This is a genomic window from Amphritea atlantica, assembly GCF_900111095.1.
Taxonomy (GTDB): domain Bacteria; phylum Pseudomonadota; class Gammaproteobacteria; order Pseudomonadales; family Balneatricaceae; genus Amphritea; species Amphritea atlantica.
This window is the reverse complement of the sequence record NZ_FOGB01000004.1, coordinates 360,119-381,083: the sequence shown is the minus strand read 5'-3', so window position 1 is coordinate 381,083 and position 20,965 is coordinate 360,119. Positions and strand designations below refer to the sequence as shown.

Sequence of the window (20,965 nt, the reverse complement as noted above, 5' to 3'; positions counted from 1 at the left end):
GTGCCGTCATCGAGGATAGTACCGGTGCCGGTCGCGGTGGAGATAGTCGCACCGTTGGTAGGCGTATCCAGTTGTACGGTAAAGGTCTCGCCGCCTTCGTACTGGGCATCCTGGGTGGTCTGCACGGTGAAGGTCTTGCTCACTTCGCCCTGCGCAAAGGTCAGGGTACCGCTGTTGGCGGTGAAGTCAGCCGCTTCAGCGCTGTCGCCGGCACCGATCAGGGTGCTGAAGTTAACGCTCTGATCCGCTTCGGCATCGCCGGTGCGGGTCACGGTGAAGGTCATTAAGCCACCTTCACTCACGCTCACACCATCAACGGCAAAACTAGTTGTATCATTATCGGGACCCGGTCCCGGGCCGAATGGGCCGGGGCCTGAGCCATCATCAATTATCGTTGCAACGGCTGTAGCATCACTGATCGTACTGCCTACTGAATTATTATCCAGAGTAACCGTAAAGGTCTCACTACCTTCATAGATCGAATCCTGCGTAGTCTGTACGGTAAAGGTCTGACTGGTCACGCCCGGAGCAAAGGTCAGCGTACCGCTGTTGCCGGTGAAGTCATTGGCTTCGGCTGTATCCGTACCACTGATACTGGTGGCAAAGTCGATGGTCTGATCCGCTTCAGCATCCCCGGTACGGGTTACAGTAAAGGTCATCAGGCCACCCTCACTGACGCTCATGTCGCCAATGCTGAAGCTGGTAGTATCATCATCCGGTGCGCCTGGACCTCCGGGAGGTACAGGCCCTGTGCCATCATCAACAATCGTCGCTACAGCAACACCATCTTCAATTTCACCACCATTAGTAGGATTATCCAGAAGGACAGTAAAGGTTTCCGGTCCTTCAAAGATAGCGTCCTGAATAGTCTGCACGGTGAAAGTCTGGGAAGTAACACCGGATGCAAAGGTCAGCGTACCGCTGTTGGTGGTGAAGTCAGCGACTTCCGCTGTATCGCCACTTTCAATGCTGGTAGCAAAATCAATGGTCGCGGCCTGAGTACCACCCGTGCGTGTGACGGTAAAGGTCATCAAACCGCCTTCACTGACCTGCACATCGGAAATACTATAGCGGGACGGTGGAGCAGGGAAATCGGCTTCGTTATCCACATAGGGATCACGCTGCCTATCTTCAGGCTGCGTATCAAAGCCAGCGTGAGCAATAACCTCATCGGCAGTACGCTCGACAGACTGGAAATCAGAAAAGCCGGAACGGGTTGGGGGTGTATTACCCGCAGCGGTTTCTTCAAGAATTTGGGTAGGATCCTGGCCAGCGAGAATCGCTTCCTGAATATCGGCCACATCAAAACTCTCAGTACCGACGGACTGAATCACCAGCATAATCTCACCGGTTTCAGGATCGACCTGAACGACTGCCGCGGTATCCGCAGGAAGTTTTTCAGATGCAGATTTGCCCAGATCAAGCTCAGCCTCACTATTGGCTCGCACGATAATCATGTCACCAGGATTGATCTGCTCACCCGCCTTCAGTGTGTGCTCTGCACCTTTCGAATCCACAACAACGACTTCGCCAGAAACTCGAACAACAGTTCCTTTTGCGGCATCTACATTTTCCATAACATCCCCCCAGACGATATTATTCCGATTTCAGACGCTTAGCTAACCAAGCTACCAAAGCCCAAAATAAGACCAATATGTTGCATATCAGTTACACTTTAACTCTCAGATTTTCTGAGCGCCAAGCCTATAAATTCTTCTTATCTGTTTAAAATTTTGCAGATTCTATCACATAGAATACTCTGTAAATACCTATAGAATCATCATTTTCTACCCATATTGGTGAAATATAACGTTCAAAATCTGCGTTTAAAATCATTCTTTGATAAATAGAAACACTTCAAAGGACTGTCTCTTTTTGGATACGGATTATCAACGCATTGATAGCAAAGGTATTTACGTTTTAATACCCTTATTATTTACAGGGCCTCATCCGAGTGTATTACTATTCTGGAAGACGAATCTAACCACCTACTACCCAGTATGGGTATTTGTCAGATTTGACTACAGGGTGATCAAAAACACTATGCACTAGTTACAATGATGGCCAGCCAATCTCTTTTGCCGTTAAGGCACCTACAACCACATCATTGAGGTTTTTTGGCATTAACAACCATCCCGGCGAAACCTTTATCCGACCCGCCATTACCTCTGCCCGGGTTTGCGGCAATAGCGGGCTTTGCTGTGGATCAGCATAACCATCCGGAAAGAGGGGTTCGTTAGTTTCAAGGCTATATTTGTCTGATGCGCCGAATGTATGCATCAGTTCATGGGCGATAACAAAATTATTTGTCCCCATGTAATCAACACTGGCGAATCCATTCACCAAACCGATCATCCCCTTTTGCAACCCCAGCGAATGCGACAACTGCAGATGTTCTCTGGGAGAAAAGTATCGCAGATAAATTCTGACATCAGGCTCCGGACCATTCCAGTTATCGTTGCGCCAAGACCACCAGCGCATATGAAGACTCCAGAAAACCCGTTCAAACAATGAGGCATCTATCTCTACCTCAGGAGGCTGCGCCGTCAGTACCGGTGCCAGATGGAACTCCGCGACAGGACTCAGCCCGACATGATAGCGGGCAGATTCGCGTTGCAAAAATTGCTCAATATCATCGAAATGTTCTGCACTGAGGGCATTGATATAGGCCTGAGTATCGGCCCGTCCATCGGCATTGATCGGATAAAGCACCACCCATACAGGCCTGTTCCAGGACTGAATACGCGCGCTGGATAACCAGGTATTCATCGCGACCACAAACAGGATAACCAGCAACAGGATTATCCGCAGCGACCGAAATCGGAAGAATCTCAGCATAGCTCCTCCATTCTCAATGCTGATCAGACAACCATTCGATGATTCTGTTTAACGCTGAACTACTCGAAGGCCTTAGCAACTATATCAGCTAAAAGCTAAAACAATGAATAAAAAACGCAGGGTCTTACCCAGAGTGATGAGGACAAGGGACAGTAACAGGTGACAACGGAACCAGCCCGCGGCAAAACAGAGAGGATCACCGATAACGGGCAACCAGGACAACAGCAACGCTGTAGGACCAACGCTCTGTATAACCCTGAGAGCACGCTGCTGGGCTCTTTTCTCCGGCTGAAGCAGTGGCCAGCGTGCCGCGACCCACCACCCCATTGCAAAAGTCACTATGCCGCCCAGACTATTTCCCACACTGGCTGCCAGCAATAACGTCTGGGGCTGAGAGTCAGGCTGAGTCAGCAGATACCCCAGTAATACCTCGGAACCACCGGGCATGAGGGTGGCAGAGATAAAGCTGCTGACAAACAAGCCCCACACCCCAAGATCAGCCATAATGATCAGCCGCCCTGCTCAATGCGCTCCATGTCGGCACGGATACAGCGCAAGACTCCGTATTCATACAAACCATCCAGCGCCTCATAGACAGGTTTAAGCGCCACCCCGCAGGACGCCATAGATTCACACATAACCTGCTGCACCTGTTGCAACTGGTCCCCCGTCAGCGTTACCACATCAGCCAGACTCAACTGGCCACCGGCGATTCCATCCGCCAGGTGATTGTATATCACATTTTCTGACAGATGCTGCTGCCGGGCGACCTGCGCTACAGTCATCCCCGAACCATAGAGCGCGACCGATTGCTGCACCTGAAGATCTTTATTTTGCGGTTGCTGCTGTTCAGACTGATACTCCCTGATCAGCTCGAGAAACGCATCGCCATAAAGCGCCAGCTTACGCTCACCAATTCCGTTTAGCCTGCCCATCTGCTGATGAGTCAATGGCCGATACATCACCATCTCCATCAGGGTCGCATCATGAAAAATAACATAGGGAGGCACATCTTGCTCTTTTGACAGCGTCATACGCAGACTTTTAAGCCCATTCCACAAGCCATAGTCTTCAGCATCAAGCTTCTGCTGCGGATCATTTCGTTTACGGAAAGACTCCTGCTTGCGCTTATCCTGGCGCATCTCAATCGGCAACTCGCCTTTCAACAAAGGCCGGCAGCTATCAGTCAGATAGAGCACACCATGACTGTTAGCCGCCACACTCAGATACCCCCGGGCGACCAGTTGCCGGAAGACTGAGCGCCACTGATTACGATCCAGCTCTTTACCGATACCGAATGTACTCAGCGTATGGTGTTTTAATTCCAGCACCCGTTCGCTGGATTTGCCCAGCAGCACTTCGATTATATGGTTTACGCCAAACCGCTGACCACAACGATAGACCGCCGAAAGTGCTTTACGGGCGGCTTCAGTTGCATCCCAGACAGGGACCGGCTCAAGACAGGTATCACAGTTACCACAGGGTTCAGGCTGAGACTCGCCAAAATAGGTCAGTAGGGACTGACGCCGGCAACTGGTAATCTCACACAGCCCCAGCATCGCTTCAAGTTTTTGTCGCTCAATACTTTTGTGCAGTTCATCAGCTTGCGAACTTTCCAGCATCTGCCGCAGGAAGATGACATCCTGCAGTCCATAGACCATCCAGGCGTCGGCTGGCAGACCGTCACGACCAGCACGACCGGTTTCCTGATAATAGGCCTCGACACTTTTGGGCAGATCAAGGTGAGCGACAAAACGTACATTGGGCTTATCAATGCCCATACCGAAAGCCACCGTTGCGACCATCAGAATATTCTCTTCCGTCAGAAAACGGTGCTGATTATGTCGTCGCAGCTCGGCGGGCAGTCCTGCGTGATAAGGAAGCGCGTTAAATCCCTGCTCCTGCAGCCACTGCGCGGTGTCTTCCACTTTTTTGCGCGAAAGACAGTAGACAATGCCGGAATCACTGGCATGCTCGGCCTTCAGAAATTTGAGTAACTGCTCTTTAGCCCGATGCTTCTGCCCAATACGGTAGCGTATGTTTGGCCGGTCAAAGCCCTGAATAAACTTTCGTGCGTTCTGCAACCCAAGGCGCTCACAGATCTCTTCCCGGGTACGCTCATCAGCAGTCGCCGTCAGCGCAATTCTCGGAACCCCCGGAAAACAGTCCTGCAGGTAGCTGAGCTGAAGGTATTCGGGGCGGAAATCATGTCCCCACTGTGAAACGCAGTGTGCTTCATCGATCGCAAACAACGCCAGTTGACATTCCGACAGCATTTTCAGCGTGCGCGGCTGCAGCAATCGTTCAGGGGCTACATAGAGCAGATCAAGCTCCCCGCTGCGCAACTGATGCTCGACCTCCTGCGCCATGGCAAAATCCATCGACGAGTTGAGGTAACCGGCAGCGATCCCCCACTGGGACAACGCCTGCACCTGGTCCTGCATCAGCGCGATCAGCGGAGAGACCACCACCGCCACGCCGGGCCGGATAAGTGCAGGCAACTGATAACACAGTGATTTCCCGCCGCCAGTCGGCATAACAACCAGCGCATCCTCCCCGCTCAACAGTGTCTTAATGACCTCCTGTTGCGGTTCGCGAAACTGGTCGTATCCAAAAATCTGTTTTAGGAGATGTCGTGCCTGTTCTATCATGGTCGGCATTATCCGGGATGAAAGGCTGACTGTCATCCAGATTTATCCGATTCTGGACGATTAACACTACGATCTCAGGCTTTTCGCTGTTAGAATCTGCTCACACTTTCTTAGCCGGACCCGAACCTATGCAAAATGCGATGCTGAATACCCCCCTGACTGATGAGGAACTGGATGAGCTTGAAGCATTTATGTTCTCAGATGCAGTATCTGAAGACGCGCTGGATCTGGTCGGCACCCATGGTTACTTCTGTGCGCTGAACATCAGTCCGGTTAAAATTACCGAGAAACAGTGGCTTCAGGAACTGTTTGATGGTGCGCCTGACTACAGCAGCGATACCGAAAAAGCACGCATTGAAGGATTGCTACGCCGGCTATACTTCAGCATTGGCAGCGACCTCTATAACGATCAGGATATGCTGCTGCCATGCGAGCTGACACTGGAAACAGAAGACGACGAAGAGCAAAGCGCTCTGACCAGTTGGGCTCAGGCCTTTATGGAGGCTGTTTTCCTTAAAGAGGACGAATGGTTTAACCACCAGGCTGAAGAGGAAGTCGCCGAACTGATGCTTCCGATCATGATTGCATCGGAACTGTTTGATGATGAAGAGTTTGTTAAAATGCGCGCAGACACCAAACTCTGCGATGAGATGTGCCGCACCATCCCTGACCTGCTGGTCGATCTTTATCTGCTGTTCCACGCCCCTGCTGATAAAAAATAATCCCAGGTCTGTCATCTGACTAAGAAAAAGCCCGCTGATCAGCAGCGGGCTTTTTTTATCTTTCTACAACATCATCAGAGCACGGAGAACACCATTACGCTAGCGTACAATGCGTGCCGTTGACCCCTGCCGCAACACTCTGACTCGCTCGCCTGGCTGGAAAAAGCCATCACTATCGACCTCCTGAACGACCGAGATTGTCCTGCCACTTTCAAGGGTAACCGTGACCTCCTGGCCCTGCTTACGGGTTGAGTTTTCCTCGATTTTCTGCCCCACAATACCGCCAGCGACAGCCCCCACAACAGAGGCGATACTACTACCCTTACCGCCCCCGACAGTACTGCCAGCAATACCACCGACAATTGCGCCAGCACCCGCGCCCAGTGGGCTATCAGTCCGGCCTTCAATTACCACAGGCTTCACTGCATCAACCCAGGCATATTCAACATTCTGAACTTTACGCGCCTCACTGCGGGAATAGGTATCGCCACTCAGCGAAGAAGCACAGCCCTGCAACAGCAACACGACTGCTGCAAAAGTAATCATAATAACTTTGTTCATAAATCAGTCCTGAAAACTGTTGTCATCGTTAAACTAAGTATAACCTGATATGGATTGTCTGAGCAGCGACGCTCTGCCGCATACCGATCTGTAGCTCAAATATCTGCCAAACCCGTGTTACCCTACCACAATTCAGCTTAACGGATCTTTAACAGCGTCTGGCAGATCAGCGACCAACAGGCCTCCCTGAATTTCTGATACCAGGGTCGCCTGCTCCATTGAGCGTATAAAACCTCATGACTTCGACTCATATCACTGATAAGCAACTGTTCGACAGCCTGAGTCAGTTTCGGTTCCACGACTTCCAGATTGGCTTCCAGGTTCCAGCGCAGATTCCAGTGATCCAGATTGCATGAACCAGCAGAGACCCAGTTATCGCACAACCCAAGCTTGGCGTGCAGAAAAGAGGGCTGATATTCAAAAATCCTCACTCCGGATTGCAACAACCGCCGGTAATAACGCTTCGATGCATGATAGACCCAGGGATGATCGGTATCAGGACCAGCGACAATCAAGCGCACATCAACTCCCCGGCGTGCTGCGCGACGCAAACTCCTGCGCACTGAAAAAGCCGGTAGAAAATAAGCGGTTGCCAGCCAGACACGCTCCTCTGCACGATTCATATGGTGCACGAAGCTTCGCTTAATCTGCTGTATCTTAAGCCCTTCAACCTGAGTCACCCGCGCCAACGCCTCACCCGCGCGGGCTGTGCCCGGCAGCCTGATTGGCGGCATCACGCCACCGGACTTAAGCCATTGTTTTGCAAATAGTTGCACCATATCTGCAACCACCACACCCTGCACCTGCAACATAATATCATGCCACGCAAGAGTCCCGCTCACAGGTTCTGCACGCAGGTATTCATCACTGATACCAGTTCCACCGATAAAACCGGTCTGCTGATCTGCAATCAACAGCTTACGGTGATCTCTGGCCAGATTAGCTGCCATTTTAAACAGGCTGATCGGATTATATCGCCTTACCTGGACACCCGCCTGCTCAAGTCTCGCACTGTCTTGCAGAGAGAACTTTCGTCCACCAAAATCATCGATCAGCCAGCATACCTTAACACCTCGCCGCGCTGCGTTGATCAGAGCACTGATGAAGCGATCAGCAACTTCACCAGAGCTGACCATATAAAACTCCAGCAGCAGCGAGTAGCGGGCCTCCTCGATCACTTGCAGCATGCGGGGAATAAACTGAGCTCCTTCTACCAGCAGCTCTACCTGGTTCCCCCCTGACCAGCGATACCTGCCCGTCATACCCGCTCCTTTATCCTGATCTGCTATTAATATCAGTGCTGACGCTGTCCGTAGAGACGCGCGTAGAGTCCGTTCTGCTGCAGCAGTTGTTCATGATCGCCCTGCTCTGCGACCTGACCATCTTCAAACACATAGACATGATCTGCCTGCTTAACCGCACTCAGGCGGTGAGCCACAATAATGGTGGTACGCCCCTGCAGAAAGCTCGCCAGATCGCGATGCAGATTGTATTCCGTCTCTGCATCCAGGGCTGAGGTCGCCTCATCGAGAACGACCACTTTCGGATCAGTCAGCACCATCCGGGCGATAGCCAGCCGCTGTCGCTGCCCTCCTGATAACCGCACTCCCTGACGCCCCACCACGGTATCGAGCCCACTCTCCAGCTGCTCAACAAAGGGGGCCAGTTGCGCCACCTCTAAAGCCTTCCAGAGCTGCTGATCGGTATAGGTCCGCCCCAGAGTAAGATTTCCCCGTACCGAATCGTTAAACAGCGCCGGATGCTGCAACACCGTCGCGACATTCTCGCGCACCCGATCCAGACCGATCTGTTCGACCGGCACACCATCAAACAGTACCTGGCCCTGTTGAACCTGATACAGCCCAAGTAACACCTGTACCAGAGTAGACTTACCGCCGCCACTGGCCCCCACCAGCGCAATCTTCTGACCGGCCTCGATTGTCAGCGACAACCCGCGGAGTATCTCCTGCCCGTTAATATAGCTGAAATGAATATCCCTGAGTTCAATCGCCACCGAAGTACGACCGGTAAAAGGGTCATGCAGATGCGGGTAGTCAGGCTCCTCATCCAACTCAACCAGACGATTAATTCGCTGCAACGCGGCTTTCGCGCCATAAAACGCATACTGTATTCCTAACACCTCCTGCACCGGTCCCATCATAAACCAGAGATAGCCAAATACCGCCATCATCTGCCCGATACTGAGATCGGAAAACACCACCATCCCCATCGATAGCGCCCGGAACATATCAAAACCGACCAGAAACACCATAAAGCTGAAACGGTTAGCGGCTTCGCTGCGCCACTCAAACCGGGTGGCATGATCTCTAAGAGAACGGGCATCCCCGATCAGTCCCTGAAGGTAGTGGTTTTCCCGGTTAGCCGCTCGGATCTGATAGATCGCCTCGAGCACCTCGGTAAGCCCTCCCTGAAACTGCTCATAGGCGCGGTTTTCCCGTTTTTTCAACTCTTTAACCTGCTTACCGATCGTCATCGTCAGCCACACCACCAGAGGGTTAAGCAGCAGGATAAACATCGCCAGTTGCCAGTTCATCCAGATCAGCACCACCGCCGTGCCAATAATTGTCAGCAGCGCGATCAGCAGACGACTGACTGAGGCCCCCACAAACCGGTCTACGGTGTCCAGATCAGTAATAAAATGTGAGCTGACAGAGCCACTGCCGAGGGCTTCATACTCCGCCATAGAGATCCGCTTCAGCCGCTGCAGTAATCCAGCGCGTATACGGAAGATCACCTCTTTCGAGATAATGGAGAACTGCCGCCCCTGCCAGACATTGAACACCAGTGCGGCAACCCTCAATAGAACTGTCAGCAGCAATACCGCTGTAATATAGAGCACCGGCCCCTGCCAGCCGGTGGGAAAAACAGCATTACACCAACTGACCAGCGTTCCGGGCTGGTTCAGCAGCACCTCATCAACCAGCATCGGCATCAGCAATGGCAAAGGTACGCTGGCACAGGTCGCCAGCAGAGCGATCAGATTTGCCTTGATTAACAGTGGCCGGTATTCCAGAGCGACACTGAAGATATAGCGCCAGCTATAATGAGACTGATCCATAACGAGCGGCCTGCTCCCTGATAGTGTAACGGTTTAATTCATCTGTATATTTACGAAGTTTAGCGAGATTCAGACGTCTGCGTCTGGTGATGGAATAAAAAAACCGCTCATGCGGTCTTTAGTATCTGCTTTATGCGACTCACAGTGCGAAAAGATGAACCCACCCGGTCAATGATCCCCCTTGGAGCCGCCCATACAGTTAGGTGACTGAGGAATCTCTCCATTCTGTTGCTGCCACTCCTGCGCAGTATACAGATGCAGCGCCAGCGCATGGATCGGATTGTTCATCAGTTCTGAAAGCGCGCCATAGATCATCTGATGACGGGCGACCGGTCGCTTACCGACAAAATCATCCGCCACCACCGCCAGCTTAAAATGACTTTCTGTGGCCGGCCCACTGTGCATATGGCTTTCATTTTCAATCACCAGATGCTGCAAAGCCAGCGCCTGCCCCAGGCGCTGCTCAATCTCAGTTGCAATACTCATATCATTGACCTGTTTTTACTGTTTTGTGTCCGCCGAATCGGCAGCCAGTTTACTGAATTTTGAGTGAATTCGCCGGGTAATCAACGCCACCGCAATAATTACCAGCGGCATGGCGATCCCCAACGACAGACTCTTATTGATATGCAAACCCTGATCATACAGCACACCGATAAAAATCTTTACCAGACCGATGGTGTAATAGCTGATCGCAGCAACAGAAAGGCCTTCAACCGTATGCTGCATCATCAGCTGAATCTGCGAACGCCGGTCCATTGAGCTGAGTAACTCCTGATTCTGTCCCTGAATCGACAGCTCTACCTGCGTACGCAGCATATCGCTGACCCGGTCGATTCTACGGGACAGATCTTCCAGCCGTCCCGCTATCGCCTTACAGGTGCGCACCGCAGGAATCATCCGCCGGGTGATAAACTCCTGCAATGTCAGGTGACCAGACACCTCATCCTCCCGCAGGTCCGCCAGTCGTTGCATCACCAGGTCCTGATAGGCATTGGTCGCATTAAAACGAAACGTAGAGCTGGCACGATAGGCCTCAACCCGGGAAGCCAGATGGGTTAACCGGCTTAACAGCTGCCGCTCATCGCGACAGCTGGCGTCATCATACTGCTCACTGGAGAGTATCTGGGTCAGCTCAGCCAGCTGCTGATCCATCTGCTGAAGTTCCGGACTGATTGAACGTGCCATCGGCAGCCCCATCAGTGTCATCAATCGATAGGATTCAATCTCCAGAAGCCGCTGAATCAGACGCCCCAGCTGACTGTCACTCATCTCCCGGTTATAGATCAGGAAACGCCCGAAGCCATCACTGTGCAAGCGGTAACTGGTCCACACCTGCGCAGCCCCCTGCGAAGGCTGACTCCCTACCAGACGCATCTCGTCAAAATGGCTTTTCACTTCAGGAATAGTGGGTTCGCCTATAGTGCGGACATCCTCTACCGACATATGAAAAGCCGCGACAATTTCACCACATATCCCCTCAAGCCAGCCCTCTGGCAACTGACTGATGCCAGTTTGAGCAAAGGGTTGCTGGTGGCTTCCACCCAACCAGATAAAGGTATAGGAGACAAACTCCATATGCTTTTCACGGCGAACTTTCAGTTCGCCAAAACGCTGCTGAAAACAGGGCGTATCCTGCTCAGGCACATCGCCGCCGAGTAACTCACACAACTGCTGCAGGTGACTGAACTGTTCAGCTTTCTGGTCTTCGCTGCACACCACAGAAAGATGCGAAATTCGGGCGGGACTGGGGATAACCTGAAACGGTCTCGAGTGCATCTCTTCGTAGAGAGACTCCCTCAGGGGGTGCATTTCAAGCTGAAGATTGGCAGAGACAGACATCAAACTTCCTGATTTCTATTAACAAACCGCTATTGTTAGCGAAACCCACGACCTAAAGCAACTCTCCTGAATACCCGCTACAAAAGAGCCCTGTCAATCCTCCAAAGGAGCCAGCATCAACGGCGTCTGCAACAGATCAACCGCCAACACCTGAGGGGTCACATCAAACCACTGCAGAAACAGCTCCAGCGTTCTATTCTGCGGCCAGTGGTCACCAAACTCATCCCAGGCGGCCAGCTCATTGGCAAATATGTTTTCATAGTGCAGCGCCAACTGCTGCGACACATCGGTTTCGCTGTGAAACTCTTCGGTCAGATATACACTGCCTTCAGCGCGATGCTCGTCCAGTGACATCGGCTGATTCAGCTCATCCTGCTGCTGACTGGCCCAGTCAACAAACGGCTGACGCGGCAGAACAGCAAATCCGGAACGGTTGATCAGTTTCATAGAGGCTTCTCCCGACTTCAGCTAAACTAGTGGCCAGCATTATAACCTCAGCCCCAGAGATGTGAATGAATATCCGCTGCCTGCCCCACCTGAACACTAAACAAGCCTGGCTTGATTTCTGCAAACGAGAGGTGTCCTCCTGTTTTATTGAGAGTCCGGAAGCGATGGTGGATTTTCAGACGACCTATCTGATGATCACGGTACTGGACAACAATACCCGCCATGGCAAACAAGCGATCAAATACAGCCTGGGTTCGCGCAGTTCACTGAAACCTGCCTGGAAGTTTATTCAGGCCTGCGATTTCAATCTGCAGATGATGATCGATGGCCTGGCGGAGATCAATTTCGATGGCAATGTCCGTGATAACTCGCTGTTAAAGGCGCATACCGACCTCACGGTACGCAAGTTTTTCTCTAAAGACCGCTCAATCATCTCGCCGGGAAATCTTGGCCGACTGATCCCCCTGACTGAAGCCCCCTCTCTCTGGACGTTACCACACCTGTCACGCCTGTTGGCAAACCAGCAGTTCCGGGGTTTACGCTCAGAGCAACTGGCACTGCCGGGCAATGATCAGTTTATGGTGGAGTATAAAGGGATACCCGCGCCTGAGGCGCAGGAGCTGCTGGTGGGCATTATTAATCAGCCGGAACAATGGCAGGTTCGGCCACACCCGAATGACGCAGGCCGGTTAATTATTGTGCATCAGGATGCCCCGCTGTGCAGCTTCGAGCCGGATTTCACCCCCCCAACACCAAAACTGGCCCAACGGGGAACCCGCTGGACCAGCTCAGCCTGAATCAATTACCGCATAGCCATCAGGCAGGCATCAGGCCCTCTACATCTTCAGCAGCCTCACCTTCGGACTTTTCGATCAGCCGATAGGGGTTATCGGAGTTCAGCAGTTCCTTACCATTTTTGGTGGGGAACTCAACATCGATATCCACAATCCGGCCATCACGGCAGACGTTGATAATGGTGTCCATGGTAGTCGCCATCAGCGAATATTTATCATCGGGGGCCGCAATCAGTGTCTGCAGACCCAGATCACTCATAAAGCCCAGCGAAGTCACGGTGTTTTCGGCATCCAGTTTATTAAACGCCTCATCGAATACCGACAGACTGATCCCCCCCAGAGTAACGCCATCAGCAGTGTCGCGCAGCCGGTATGTCGCCCCCATTGCTGCCGCAATGGCGACATAAAACGGTACCTGGTGCTCACCACCGGAACCGGTTTTTATCCGCTGGGTCAGCGTGGTCTTACGATTTCCTTCAAGATCTTTAACCACCAACTCAAAGTTATAGAAGTTGCGGTAATCCTGCAGCAGACTGCTTTCCCCCTCATCTTTCAGCACTTCATGAATTTTACTCAGAGCATCCTGATGGGGTCGCTTCTCATCGAACTGCATATCAAACAGCGAACCGACATTGGCCTGATCCATACGGGTATAGGCTTCCACCAGCTCCAGGATATCTTTCAATTCCGGGTTAGGCATCATTTCGAAGCTATACATCTCCCGATGGAATGGGCGGTTCTTGAGATGGGCATTGAGCTCACGAATCAGCTCTTTAATCTTATCGATCTGGTCTTTCAGGTGCGCAACAAAATCGGAACGGAAAGAGGTTTCTGCCTCCAGCCGCGCCCGCTCTGCCTTCTCGGTATACTCCGCCAGCTCACTGTCCCGCAGGGACTGGATCGTATGATCAACAAATTCAGCCAACTGCTCGTGAGTTGAATCTTCGCTCACCTTATCCAGTTCCTGATGGCTGAGACCTGAACCGTGGTAACGGGCTTTATACTGGGCAACACCATCACGCACAATATTCTTCTTGCGTTCAACCAGCCCCAGTTCTGATTGCGCCTTTTTCGCTGATTCAAAGATAATCCGATCAAGGTCTCCAGAACAGGACTCATCCATATAATCCCGTTTTTCCTGGGCGGACTGAGCATCAAACACTGGGTCCGCTTCGCAACGGGACCTGGCTGCAGCATGCTCTTCCAGCTCATTATCCAGCACCTCCAGGGAGGCATTGTCTTTAATCAGACTGGTACGGGTGGACTGCAGCTTGTCCATCAGCTTTTTCTGGGCATCCTGAGCGGCTTTCTGTGCTTCAACCAGTTCAGTAATCCGCTGATGTATACCCGAGTCATCCTGATTACGCAGATCCGTAATGCCCTGACGATAGCCATCGATCTCGCTTTGCAGCATCTCCCGCTGATTCACCAGATCAAAGGTACGTTCGGTGACACCGGTCAGTGCGGCCGTCATGCGGATCAGGTTTTCCCGCAGACTATCCAGCGCTTCATGGTCTTTGTTCAGCGCACTGAACTCGGCCATCATCTGCTCGACCTGACGATCCTGTTGTTGCAACTGGTGCTGACGCCGGCCACCGCCACTACCCATCATCGGCGCTTCTTCCCGAATCGAGGTGGTGGTCCCCTCTGTCTGCAGCATGCAGTCATAGGTCAGAGCCCGCTCCTGTTTCAGCAGCTCGCTTTCGGTTTCTACCGCCATCACCCCGCCCAGTGCGCGGTTCATGTACGCCTGAGCATCATCACTCTGACAGTCAACAAACTGCGCCAGAGACCCTGGTTTAGAACGATTGAGCCACTCATGGGACTTGGTGGTATTGACCACCCGACAGCCTTTCAGATGACGACCTTTACGACGATACAGGGTGATCGCTTCCTTAACCCGGTCCGGATCAACAATCAGCGCTTCCCGACGGGCGCCGAGGAAACTCTCAATGGCAATACGCCATTTCTCATCGTTAATATCCACCAGTTCGCAGATCGGCGTCGATTCGATACCGTAATCTTTCAGCAGCTGCATCAGTTCGCGGGTGTTACGTCGCAGAGGTGCCCGCCCCTCTTTCAGTTGCTCAACCGCGCTTTTCTGACTCTGAATCTCGCTACGTAACTCGTTCATGCGGATAACGGAGGACTCAAACCGGCGGGCGATCTCGCGGCGCACCGAGTCCACCGACTCTTTCAGACGGTTGAGGTTGTTATCGACATCCACCGGTGCCAGCGGCCAGGCTTCCGCCATCATATCTTCACCGGAGCGCCATAACTCAACCGACTCTTTGACCACCGGAATAAAACTATCCGGCAGGTATTGCTGATAGTTGGCAAAACTGACCGCTGAACGCAGCAGTGAATAGACATGCTGGATCTTCTCTTTAACCACATTCAGCTCATGCTGACGGGCATTGATAGAGTTTTCCAGCGCCTTAACCTTGTGGGCGCTATCGGTGTTATTCAGTTCGGCACGGGTATTGGCCAGCGACTGCATGATCTCGCTGAGTTCTTCACTCTTAGCTTCAAGATCTGCCTGCAGAGTGGTTTCTTTCTCCTGATTCTGTTCGAGACGCTCACCCGCTTCCTCTTTTTTCAGATCAGCATGCTCAAACCGGGTCTCATGTACCACCCACTCATATTCGACGGAGTTTTTAACGTTGCGGTCGATCCCTTTGCACTGCTCCTGAACCTTTTCCAGTTCGACGATGCGGTTGTATACCTCACGGGTTTTCTGCTCCATCGCCCGGTATTCATCCAGTGATTTACGGAACCCGCCCACATGGACAATATTCTCATCCAGGACAAACTCACGGATAAAACGGGTGGGACTGTTGATCGGTACAAACTTCAGTGCGTTGCGGAAGTTTTTCACAAACTTCTCATCATCATTGGGCATCTGCTGATCATAGCTCAGTTCAGTGACCAGCTCGCGAATAAAGCGGTTGGCGCGCTTCTCCAGCTTCATATCAGGACACTGCTTCAACAGACTCTCTTTCACCACCGGCCACTCTTTCGGCAGACGGCCTCCATCCTGTTTGATGGTAAAATCTTCCAGCGTCACAGAGAAATCAGGCAGGATAAAACGCCCCAGCACATCCTCTTCGGGTGAGGACAGCGATGCACTGATCGCCAGTCCGACACAGGTCTCTTTACCGGTTTCAGTATCAAAGAAACTCAGAGCGATATAGCTGACGGAATCCTGTCGGGAGTTATCCTTATTGCCCAGATCATCCATAAAACCAAGACAGTAGGTGCGCAGACTCCGCTCACTCTTTTCACCCGCACTGGCGTTAAAGCTGAGATACTTTTTATTCCCCCCCATGAGAACCGTCTGAATAGCATCCAGCAGGGATGACTTACCCGACCCGTTCGGCCCGATGACCGCGACATTACCCTTAATTGGTATCTCCACGGCACCGAGCACATACCAGTTCACCAGCACCATTCTATTGAGCTGTTTCATCAGTGGGTCTCCTCAGGTGCCGCTATGGTGGCGTTGGTTTCAGCGTCTTCTTGCGCTTCTGTGGGCTGAGCCGCAGTCCCGACGACGGCCTCACTGTCTCCCCCCTCTTCCGCGGCTGATGGCGACTCAGGAGTTGCCCCCTCCTCGCCGTCCTCAGCAACCGGTTGTTTAACCACCGGCTGTTCGTCGTCCCGCTCTTCGCAGAGCGCTTCCAACTGGCCGATAAAGTCTTCCACCACCACCTGGCGAATCGCCGGATTGATGGTTAAGGGGATATTTTTCGGGTCCGTTTCGTGGGGCTTGCCCCGCTCAATCACGCCATGCCGGCTAAACAGTGACAGCAGCTCTTTAAGCCGGGTTTCATTGGGAATCTCGCGGCCAGTGAGGTTTTCATACAGCGTCAGCAGCTCATCGGAGGTGATGTAGGCTCGCCCCGCTTCAACATCGAACGATTCCAGTTTCTGTTCATATTGCTGGCGCAGACAGAGCAGAAACAGGGATTCATCCAGTTTCAGACGCATAAAGCGCTCTTCGCCCTTCGGCAGGATACCCAGATAGGCTTCATCTGGCTGATAGATCAACGACCAGCCTATAGCGGCAAAGAGGTTTACAAAGTAGTCCACGTGGGATGCAACCAGGAAATAACTATCCCGGTGCCCTGAGCGTTCAGCGTAGAGAAACTGATTCACCAGCAGCATATTGGCAGCCCGGACGAAATCCTCTTCCTGATACTGATCGCTGCGACCGATGATTTTCTGCAGATCACCCAGCATTATACTTTCCTCTGAATACTGAAATCGCGACACTCAACCATATCCGCGACATTGACATATTTATCTTCAAACTTAATCTCATACTTGTTGGCGGTTCCGCGCCCCTTCTTACCCAGTGAACGCATATGCCGCAGATAACTGAAGCAGATATAATCCTCGATACACTCGATGGTGAAGTCGGTCGCGGTTATCTTTTTCTTGTCGATCAGATGGCGCTCGACATAGAGCTCAATGTTCTCAGGCTTCACTTCCCGCCGGGCTTTGTACTCTTTGAACAGCTGCCGCAGCTCCAGCACCCGCGGGTCAATCTCGACCGGGCGGATCACCCGGGGCCTGGTTTCAACCCGACGACGGATCGGTGAACGCACACTGCCCGGCGCAATAAACGCCACAGATTCAAGGGTGTTGATATGGGGGATAGAACGAGAGTCCAGCTTAGACACATCAGAGATCAGCCGCGATAAACGGGAACTCATACCCGGCGTGGTCTTATCCATGTAACGGACGGTGTCGGCGACCCGCTTCTCCAGCCGGTAACGGAAATCGTCGATGGTTGCCAGACGCTGATCCACCGACTCAAAGATCCGGATAATCCGGTTGATATGGCTATGAACCATCGCCTCAGCATCGGCAAAACTGAGCTCAAACTGCTCCTGATAGTGTTTCGACAGTTTTTCCACTTTAAGCGGATCAAACTGCAGATCCCGCAACATCGTCAGAATCTGACGACGGAAACGAAACGGGTTGTTCTTGGTTTTCAGGGTTTTGTAGTCAGAAACCAGAATATGGGCTACGAAGCGATCGAAGAAGCTGCGGACAATCTCCTGCGGATTTGAGGTCGCTGCCAGACTGATCTTCAGCTCCCGCAGGCCCAGCATCATATCGGTCAGGTGGGCACTGAAATCAGCGGCGGTCTGAGCCGCTTCCTGCAGTGTAATCCCCCGGCCAGCAGGATCACTGATGGCTGACTCAAGAGAACTGAGTACGTTAAGCACCGCACCACCGTAGCTGCGTTTTTCCAACTCATTGATACCGACCAGGGTGCGTAACAGATAACTGATCGCCGGAGACAACAGGACAAAGGTGCGATAGATCCGCTGCTCCTCTTCCAACCAGCCAGTTTCCACCAGTCGTCGATAGATACGGCTGGTATATTCAGCGGTGGAGCGTGGCAGCTCCTGGCGATCCGCTTCGGACTCACCCTCTTCTGGTTCCCAGCGACGCACCCCAAGGCGCACAACAGTATCCTCAATACAGGAACGGATGAGGTCTTTGGGCACAAACGGATCAACCAGATCTTCATCGAAGAACTGATCAGCGAGATCCAGCAGAACCGCCTCGTAGATATGTTTATTTTGTCCAGAAAAAGGAACAAATATTGTTTCGGGAAGCTTTTTGAAAAGCATCTCAGCTAAAATCTCCGGGCACGCAGACTGGAAAAAAGATCTCTGGTTCCGTGTGAAAAGTGCCCCAGGCCGATACCAGCCGACACTCAGCGATGCCAGAGCCTGCCTTACGGCAAAATAGCGCAATTCACACGCGTTTTATTCACACTATCTTTAATAAAGGTACCGATGATAACGGAAATAGCCACACTGACCAAGTGGCAAACAAGACACAACCACCGGGACCAGCTCTTTTCTCAGAAAAAAAATAATAAATATAATTAAATCAAAAAGATAAAATGGTGATCAATGTTTATTCAGAGGGTTCTTTTCGCCTGCTGCAATCGCGCATAGGCTGACAGGAGTTTCTGGTGCTGCACAAACCCCTCCAGCGCCATGGTTGACTCAGCCAGTCCGGCAAACAGTCCATGACCATCGATCATTTCCAGCACCTCAGCTACCCGATCGACACCATAGATCTGCTCCAGCAGAGCGCGATACTGATCCAGTGTACGTTCAGTATCGAGGCGAAAACTCAGGCACTGATGCAAGCAGCGATATAAGCTGGCCCGATCGCCCTGCGGACAGCCTGACCGTTGAATCCAGTCACTCCAGTTCAGCGCTTCTTGCAGTTCACCCAGCTTCAGGTTTAACAGACACTTCAACTCACCTACTCGCAATGAGTCCCACAGGGTTAACGGGTCAGACAGAATACCGATGATATCCACCACCAACTGCTGATCGGAAAAGCCCCCCTCCTCCAGTTTAACCAGCAGATTTTCAGCATCCAGCTCAGTCAGGGAGGGCAGACGCAGCAATGACTGCCGCAGTTCAACTCCGGCATTATTGTTGTTCCAGACCAGCTTATCGACCGGAAAAATCTCTGACATACCGGGCACAATAACCCGACAGCTATACACCCCCAGGTGTTCAAAGTCAGCGATATAGATATCCATATCGACCTTGTGAATCAGATGACACAGCTGTTCAAACTCAGCCTGGGTATCGCCCTCAATATTCCACTCGGTGAACCTGTAATCGGTCTTTGTCGCAAACAGGTCCCAGGCAACAGCACCGGTGGAATCAACGAAGTGGGCATCAAGATTCGCCTGATCCGCCACATCAGTAATATCAAAACCCGGTAGCGGAAAGCCGCTCAGATTTTCAGGACTGCGCCCCTGGAGCAGCTCGGTGACAGCCCGCTCAAACGCTACCTCAAACTTAGGGTGCGCGCCGAAAGAGGCAATACATCCGCCATCCTCAGGGTTAATCAGGGATACGTTCACCAGAGGAAATTTGCCCCCCAGCGAAGCATCCTTAACCAACACAACATAGCCCTGACGACGCAGTGCCTCAATCACCTCAACCGTTCTCGGATAACGCTCCTGCACCTGCCGGGGAATATCCGGCAGACTGATCCCGGAGGAGATAATGGTATTCTTTATATGCCGTTCAAAAATTTCTGACAGTGCCTGAACCCGGGCTTCACTGACACTGTTCCCGGCGGCAATACCATTACTTCTATAGAGGTTGCCGATAATATTGACCGGTATCCACACCCGGTCACCGGTGCGTTGACGCACAAAAGGAATTGCACAGATCCCCCGTTCACGGTTTCCCGAGTTGGTATCCACCAGCATCGACGCTTTCAGTTCACCATCCATGTTGTAATGCAGTCGGGTCGGCTCATCCAGCATCTCATCAGGTAATGCATTCCCCGTTACCTGGAACCACTTCTCATTTGGATAATGAACAAACTCTCCCGAGGCAACCGGCTCGCCCAGATAGTAATCCGCAAAAAAACTGTTACAGCTTAGCCGTTCAAAAAACTCCCCCAGCGCACTCGCCAGCGCCGCAGACCTGGAAGCCCCTTTGCCATAACTGAAAAGTAGCGGATTATTTCGCTCCTGAAGGTGAACAGACCAGACATTTGGCAGAGGATTGAGCCATTGAGTCTCTTCAACTTCAAAACCCAGTGACTGAAGACGGGCCGTCATATGAAGGATTGAATCGTCCAGTGGAGCATCTTTACCGGGAATCATCGACATAGGGGATCCTTGCTACCATTCTCACTAAAAAATCGGGGGCAGACTGCCCTTTCGCAGTTATCAGCTCCAGGCGTGCTCCCCATCATAACGCCCGTTATACAGAAAACCATCCTCAAGCGAAATGCCGCACGATTAATATCGCCGGAGTACTGCCGGGTCAGCCACCAGGACATTCATCAGATCGTTATTTAACCACTTAATAAAACAGTAAAATATTTTATCTTTTCTGCTTGACGCATACCCCACTCATCATTAACATACGCCGCCACGGTTGAGGTGATCCTCGATAGCTCAGTTGGTAGAGCAGTAGACTGTTAATCTATTGGTCGCTGGTTCGAGTCCAGCTCGAGGAGCCA

General features: G+C 52.0%; 16 protein-coding genes and 1 tRNA gene. 3 read left to right on the top strand and 14 right to left on the bottom strand.

Features of this window, described 5'->3' with window-relative positions; genetic code table 11:
- The 4 genes from BMY09_RS09545 to recQ form a co-directional block, all read right to left on the bottom strand.
- A partial coding sequence (locus tag BMY09_RS09545; protein ID WP_139203175.1) for a retention module-containing protein occupies positions 1 to 1,577 on the bottom strand: 1,577 nt, incomplete at its 3' end.
- Between the two features lie 475 nt (positions 1,578 to 2,052).
- Positions 2,053 to 2,838 (bottom strand): hypothetical protein, encoded by a 786-nt coding sequence (locus BMY09_RS09540; protein WP_091357108.1) that lies wholly within the window; start codon positions 2,836 to 2,838, stop codon positions 2,053 to 2,055.
- Positions 2,839 to 2,922: 84 nt separating this feature from the next.
- Positions 2,923 to 3,342 (bottom strand): YqaA family protein, encoded by a 420-nt coding sequence (locus BMY09_RS09535; RefSeq protein WP_091357106.1) that lies wholly within the window; start codon positions 3,340 to 3,342, stop codon positions 2,923 to 2,925.
- 5 nt (positions 3,343 to 3,347) lie between these two features.
- Complete coding sequence (recQ, locus tag BMY09_RS09530; RefSeq protein ID WP_091357238.1) at positions 3,348 to 5,489, bottom strand: DNA helicase RecQ; 2,142 nt, start codon at positions 5,487 to 5,489, stop codon at positions 3,348 to 3,350.
- Positions 5,490 to 5,617: 128 nt separating this feature from the next.
- Between recQ and BMY09_RS09525 the strand changes: the two genes are divergently transcribed.
- Positions 5,618 to 6,211 carry a UPF0149 family protein gene (locus tag BMY09_RS09525; RefSeq protein WP_091357104.1) on the top strand — a complete coding sequence of 198 codons (594 nt, stop codon included), beginning with the start codon at positions 5,618 to 5,620 and terminating at the stop codon, positions 6,209 to 6,211.
- 99 nt (positions 6,212 to 6,310) lie between these two features.
- Here BMY09_RS09525 and BMY09_RS09520 read toward each other — a convergent pair whose 3' ends face one another.
- The 6 genes from BMY09_RS09520 to BMY09_RS09495 form a co-directional block, all read right to left on the bottom strand.
- On the bottom strand, positions 6,311 to 6,772 hold the full coding sequence (locus tag BMY09_RS09520) for an outer membrane lipoprotein (RefSeq protein WP_091357101.1): 462 nt from the start codon (positions 6,770 to 6,772) through the stop codon (positions 6,311 to 6,313).
- 137 nt (positions 6,773 to 6,909) lie between these two features.
- On the bottom strand, positions 6,910 to 8,034 hold the full coding sequence (locus tag BMY09_RS09515; protein WP_091357100.1) for a phospholipase D-like domain-containing protein: 1,125 nt from the start codon (positions 8,032 to 8,034) through the stop codon (positions 6,910 to 6,912).
- Positions 8,035 to 8,066: 32 nt separating this feature from the next.
- A complete protein-coding gene (locus BMY09_RS09510; RefSeq protein WP_091357097.1) occupies positions 8,067 to 9,851 on the bottom strand; it encodes an ABC transporter ATP-binding protein in 1,785 nt (594 codons plus the stop codon).
- Between the two features lie 168 nt (positions 9,852 to 10,019).
- Positions 10,020 to 10,337 carry a BolA family protein gene (locus BMY09_RS09505; RefSeq protein WP_091357096.1) on the bottom strand — a complete coding sequence of 106 codons (318 nt, stop codon included), beginning with the start codon at positions 10,335 to 10,337 and terminating at the stop codon, positions 10,020 to 10,022.
- 15 nt (positions 10,338 to 10,352) lie between these two features.
- On the bottom strand, positions 10,353 to 11,693 hold the full coding sequence (locus BMY09_RS09500; RefSeq protein WP_091357093.1) for a DUF3422 family protein: 1,341 nt from the start codon (positions 11,691 to 11,693) through the stop codon (positions 10,353 to 10,355).
- A 93-nt stretch (positions 11,694 to 11,786) separates the two neighbouring features.
- A complete protein-coding gene (locus BMY09_RS09495; protein ID WP_091357091.1) occupies positions 11,787 to 12,140 on the bottom strand; it encodes a hypothetical protein in 354 nt (117 codons plus the stop codon).
- Between the two features lie 65 nt (positions 12,141 to 12,205).
- Between BMY09_RS09495 and BMY09_RS09490 the strand changes: the two genes are divergently transcribed.
- A complete protein-coding gene (locus BMY09_RS09490; protein WP_091357089.1) occupies positions 12,206 to 12,937 on the top strand; it encodes a hypothetical protein in 732 nt (243 codons plus the stop codon).
- Between the two features lie 19 nt (positions 12,938 to 12,956).
- On the opposite strand, the gene BMY09_RS09485 is transcribed toward BMY09_RS09490, so the two are convergent.
- The 4 genes from BMY09_RS09485 to ycaO all read right to left on the bottom strand — a co-directional run bounded on the left by BMY09_RS09485 (position 12,957) and on the right by ycaO (position 20,609).
- The gene (locus tag BMY09_RS09485) at positions 12,957 to 16,403 is read right to left on the bottom strand and encodes an SbcC/MukB-like Walker B domain-containing protein (RefSeq protein ID WP_091357086.1); all 3,447 of its coding nucleotides are present in this window, start codon (positions 16,401 to 16,403) and stop codon (positions 12,957 to 12,959) included.
- Positions 16,403 to 17,176: a DUF4194 domain-containing protein gene (locus BMY09_RS09480; protein WP_091357084.1), complete on the bottom strand. Its 774-nt coding sequence runs from the start codon at positions 17,174 to 17,176 to the stop codon at positions 16,403 to 16,405. The genes BMY09_RS09485 and BMY09_RS09480 overlap by 1 nt, the downstream gene beginning before the upstream one ends.
- Entirely contained in the window at positions 17,176 to 18,582 is a 1,407-nt protein-coding gene (locus BMY09_RS09475) for a Wadjet anti-phage system protein JetA family protein (protein WP_091357082.1), read from the bottom strand. The genes BMY09_RS09480 and BMY09_RS09475 overlap by 1 nt, the downstream gene beginning before the upstream one ends.
- A gap of 296 nt (positions 18,583 to 18,878) precedes the next feature.
- Positions 18,879 to 20,609 (bottom strand): 30S ribosomal protein S12 methylthiotransferase accessory factor YcaO, encoded by a 1,731-nt coding sequence (gene ycaO / locus BMY09_RS09470; RefSeq protein ID WP_091357080.1) that lies wholly within the window; start codon positions 20,607 to 20,609, stop codon positions 18,879 to 18,881.
- A 280-nt stretch (positions 20,610 to 20,889) separates the two neighbouring features.
- Between ycaO and BMY09_RS09465 the strand changes: the two genes are divergently transcribed.
- A tRNA-Asn gene (locus tag BMY09_RS09465) sits at positions 20,890 to 20,965 on the top strand.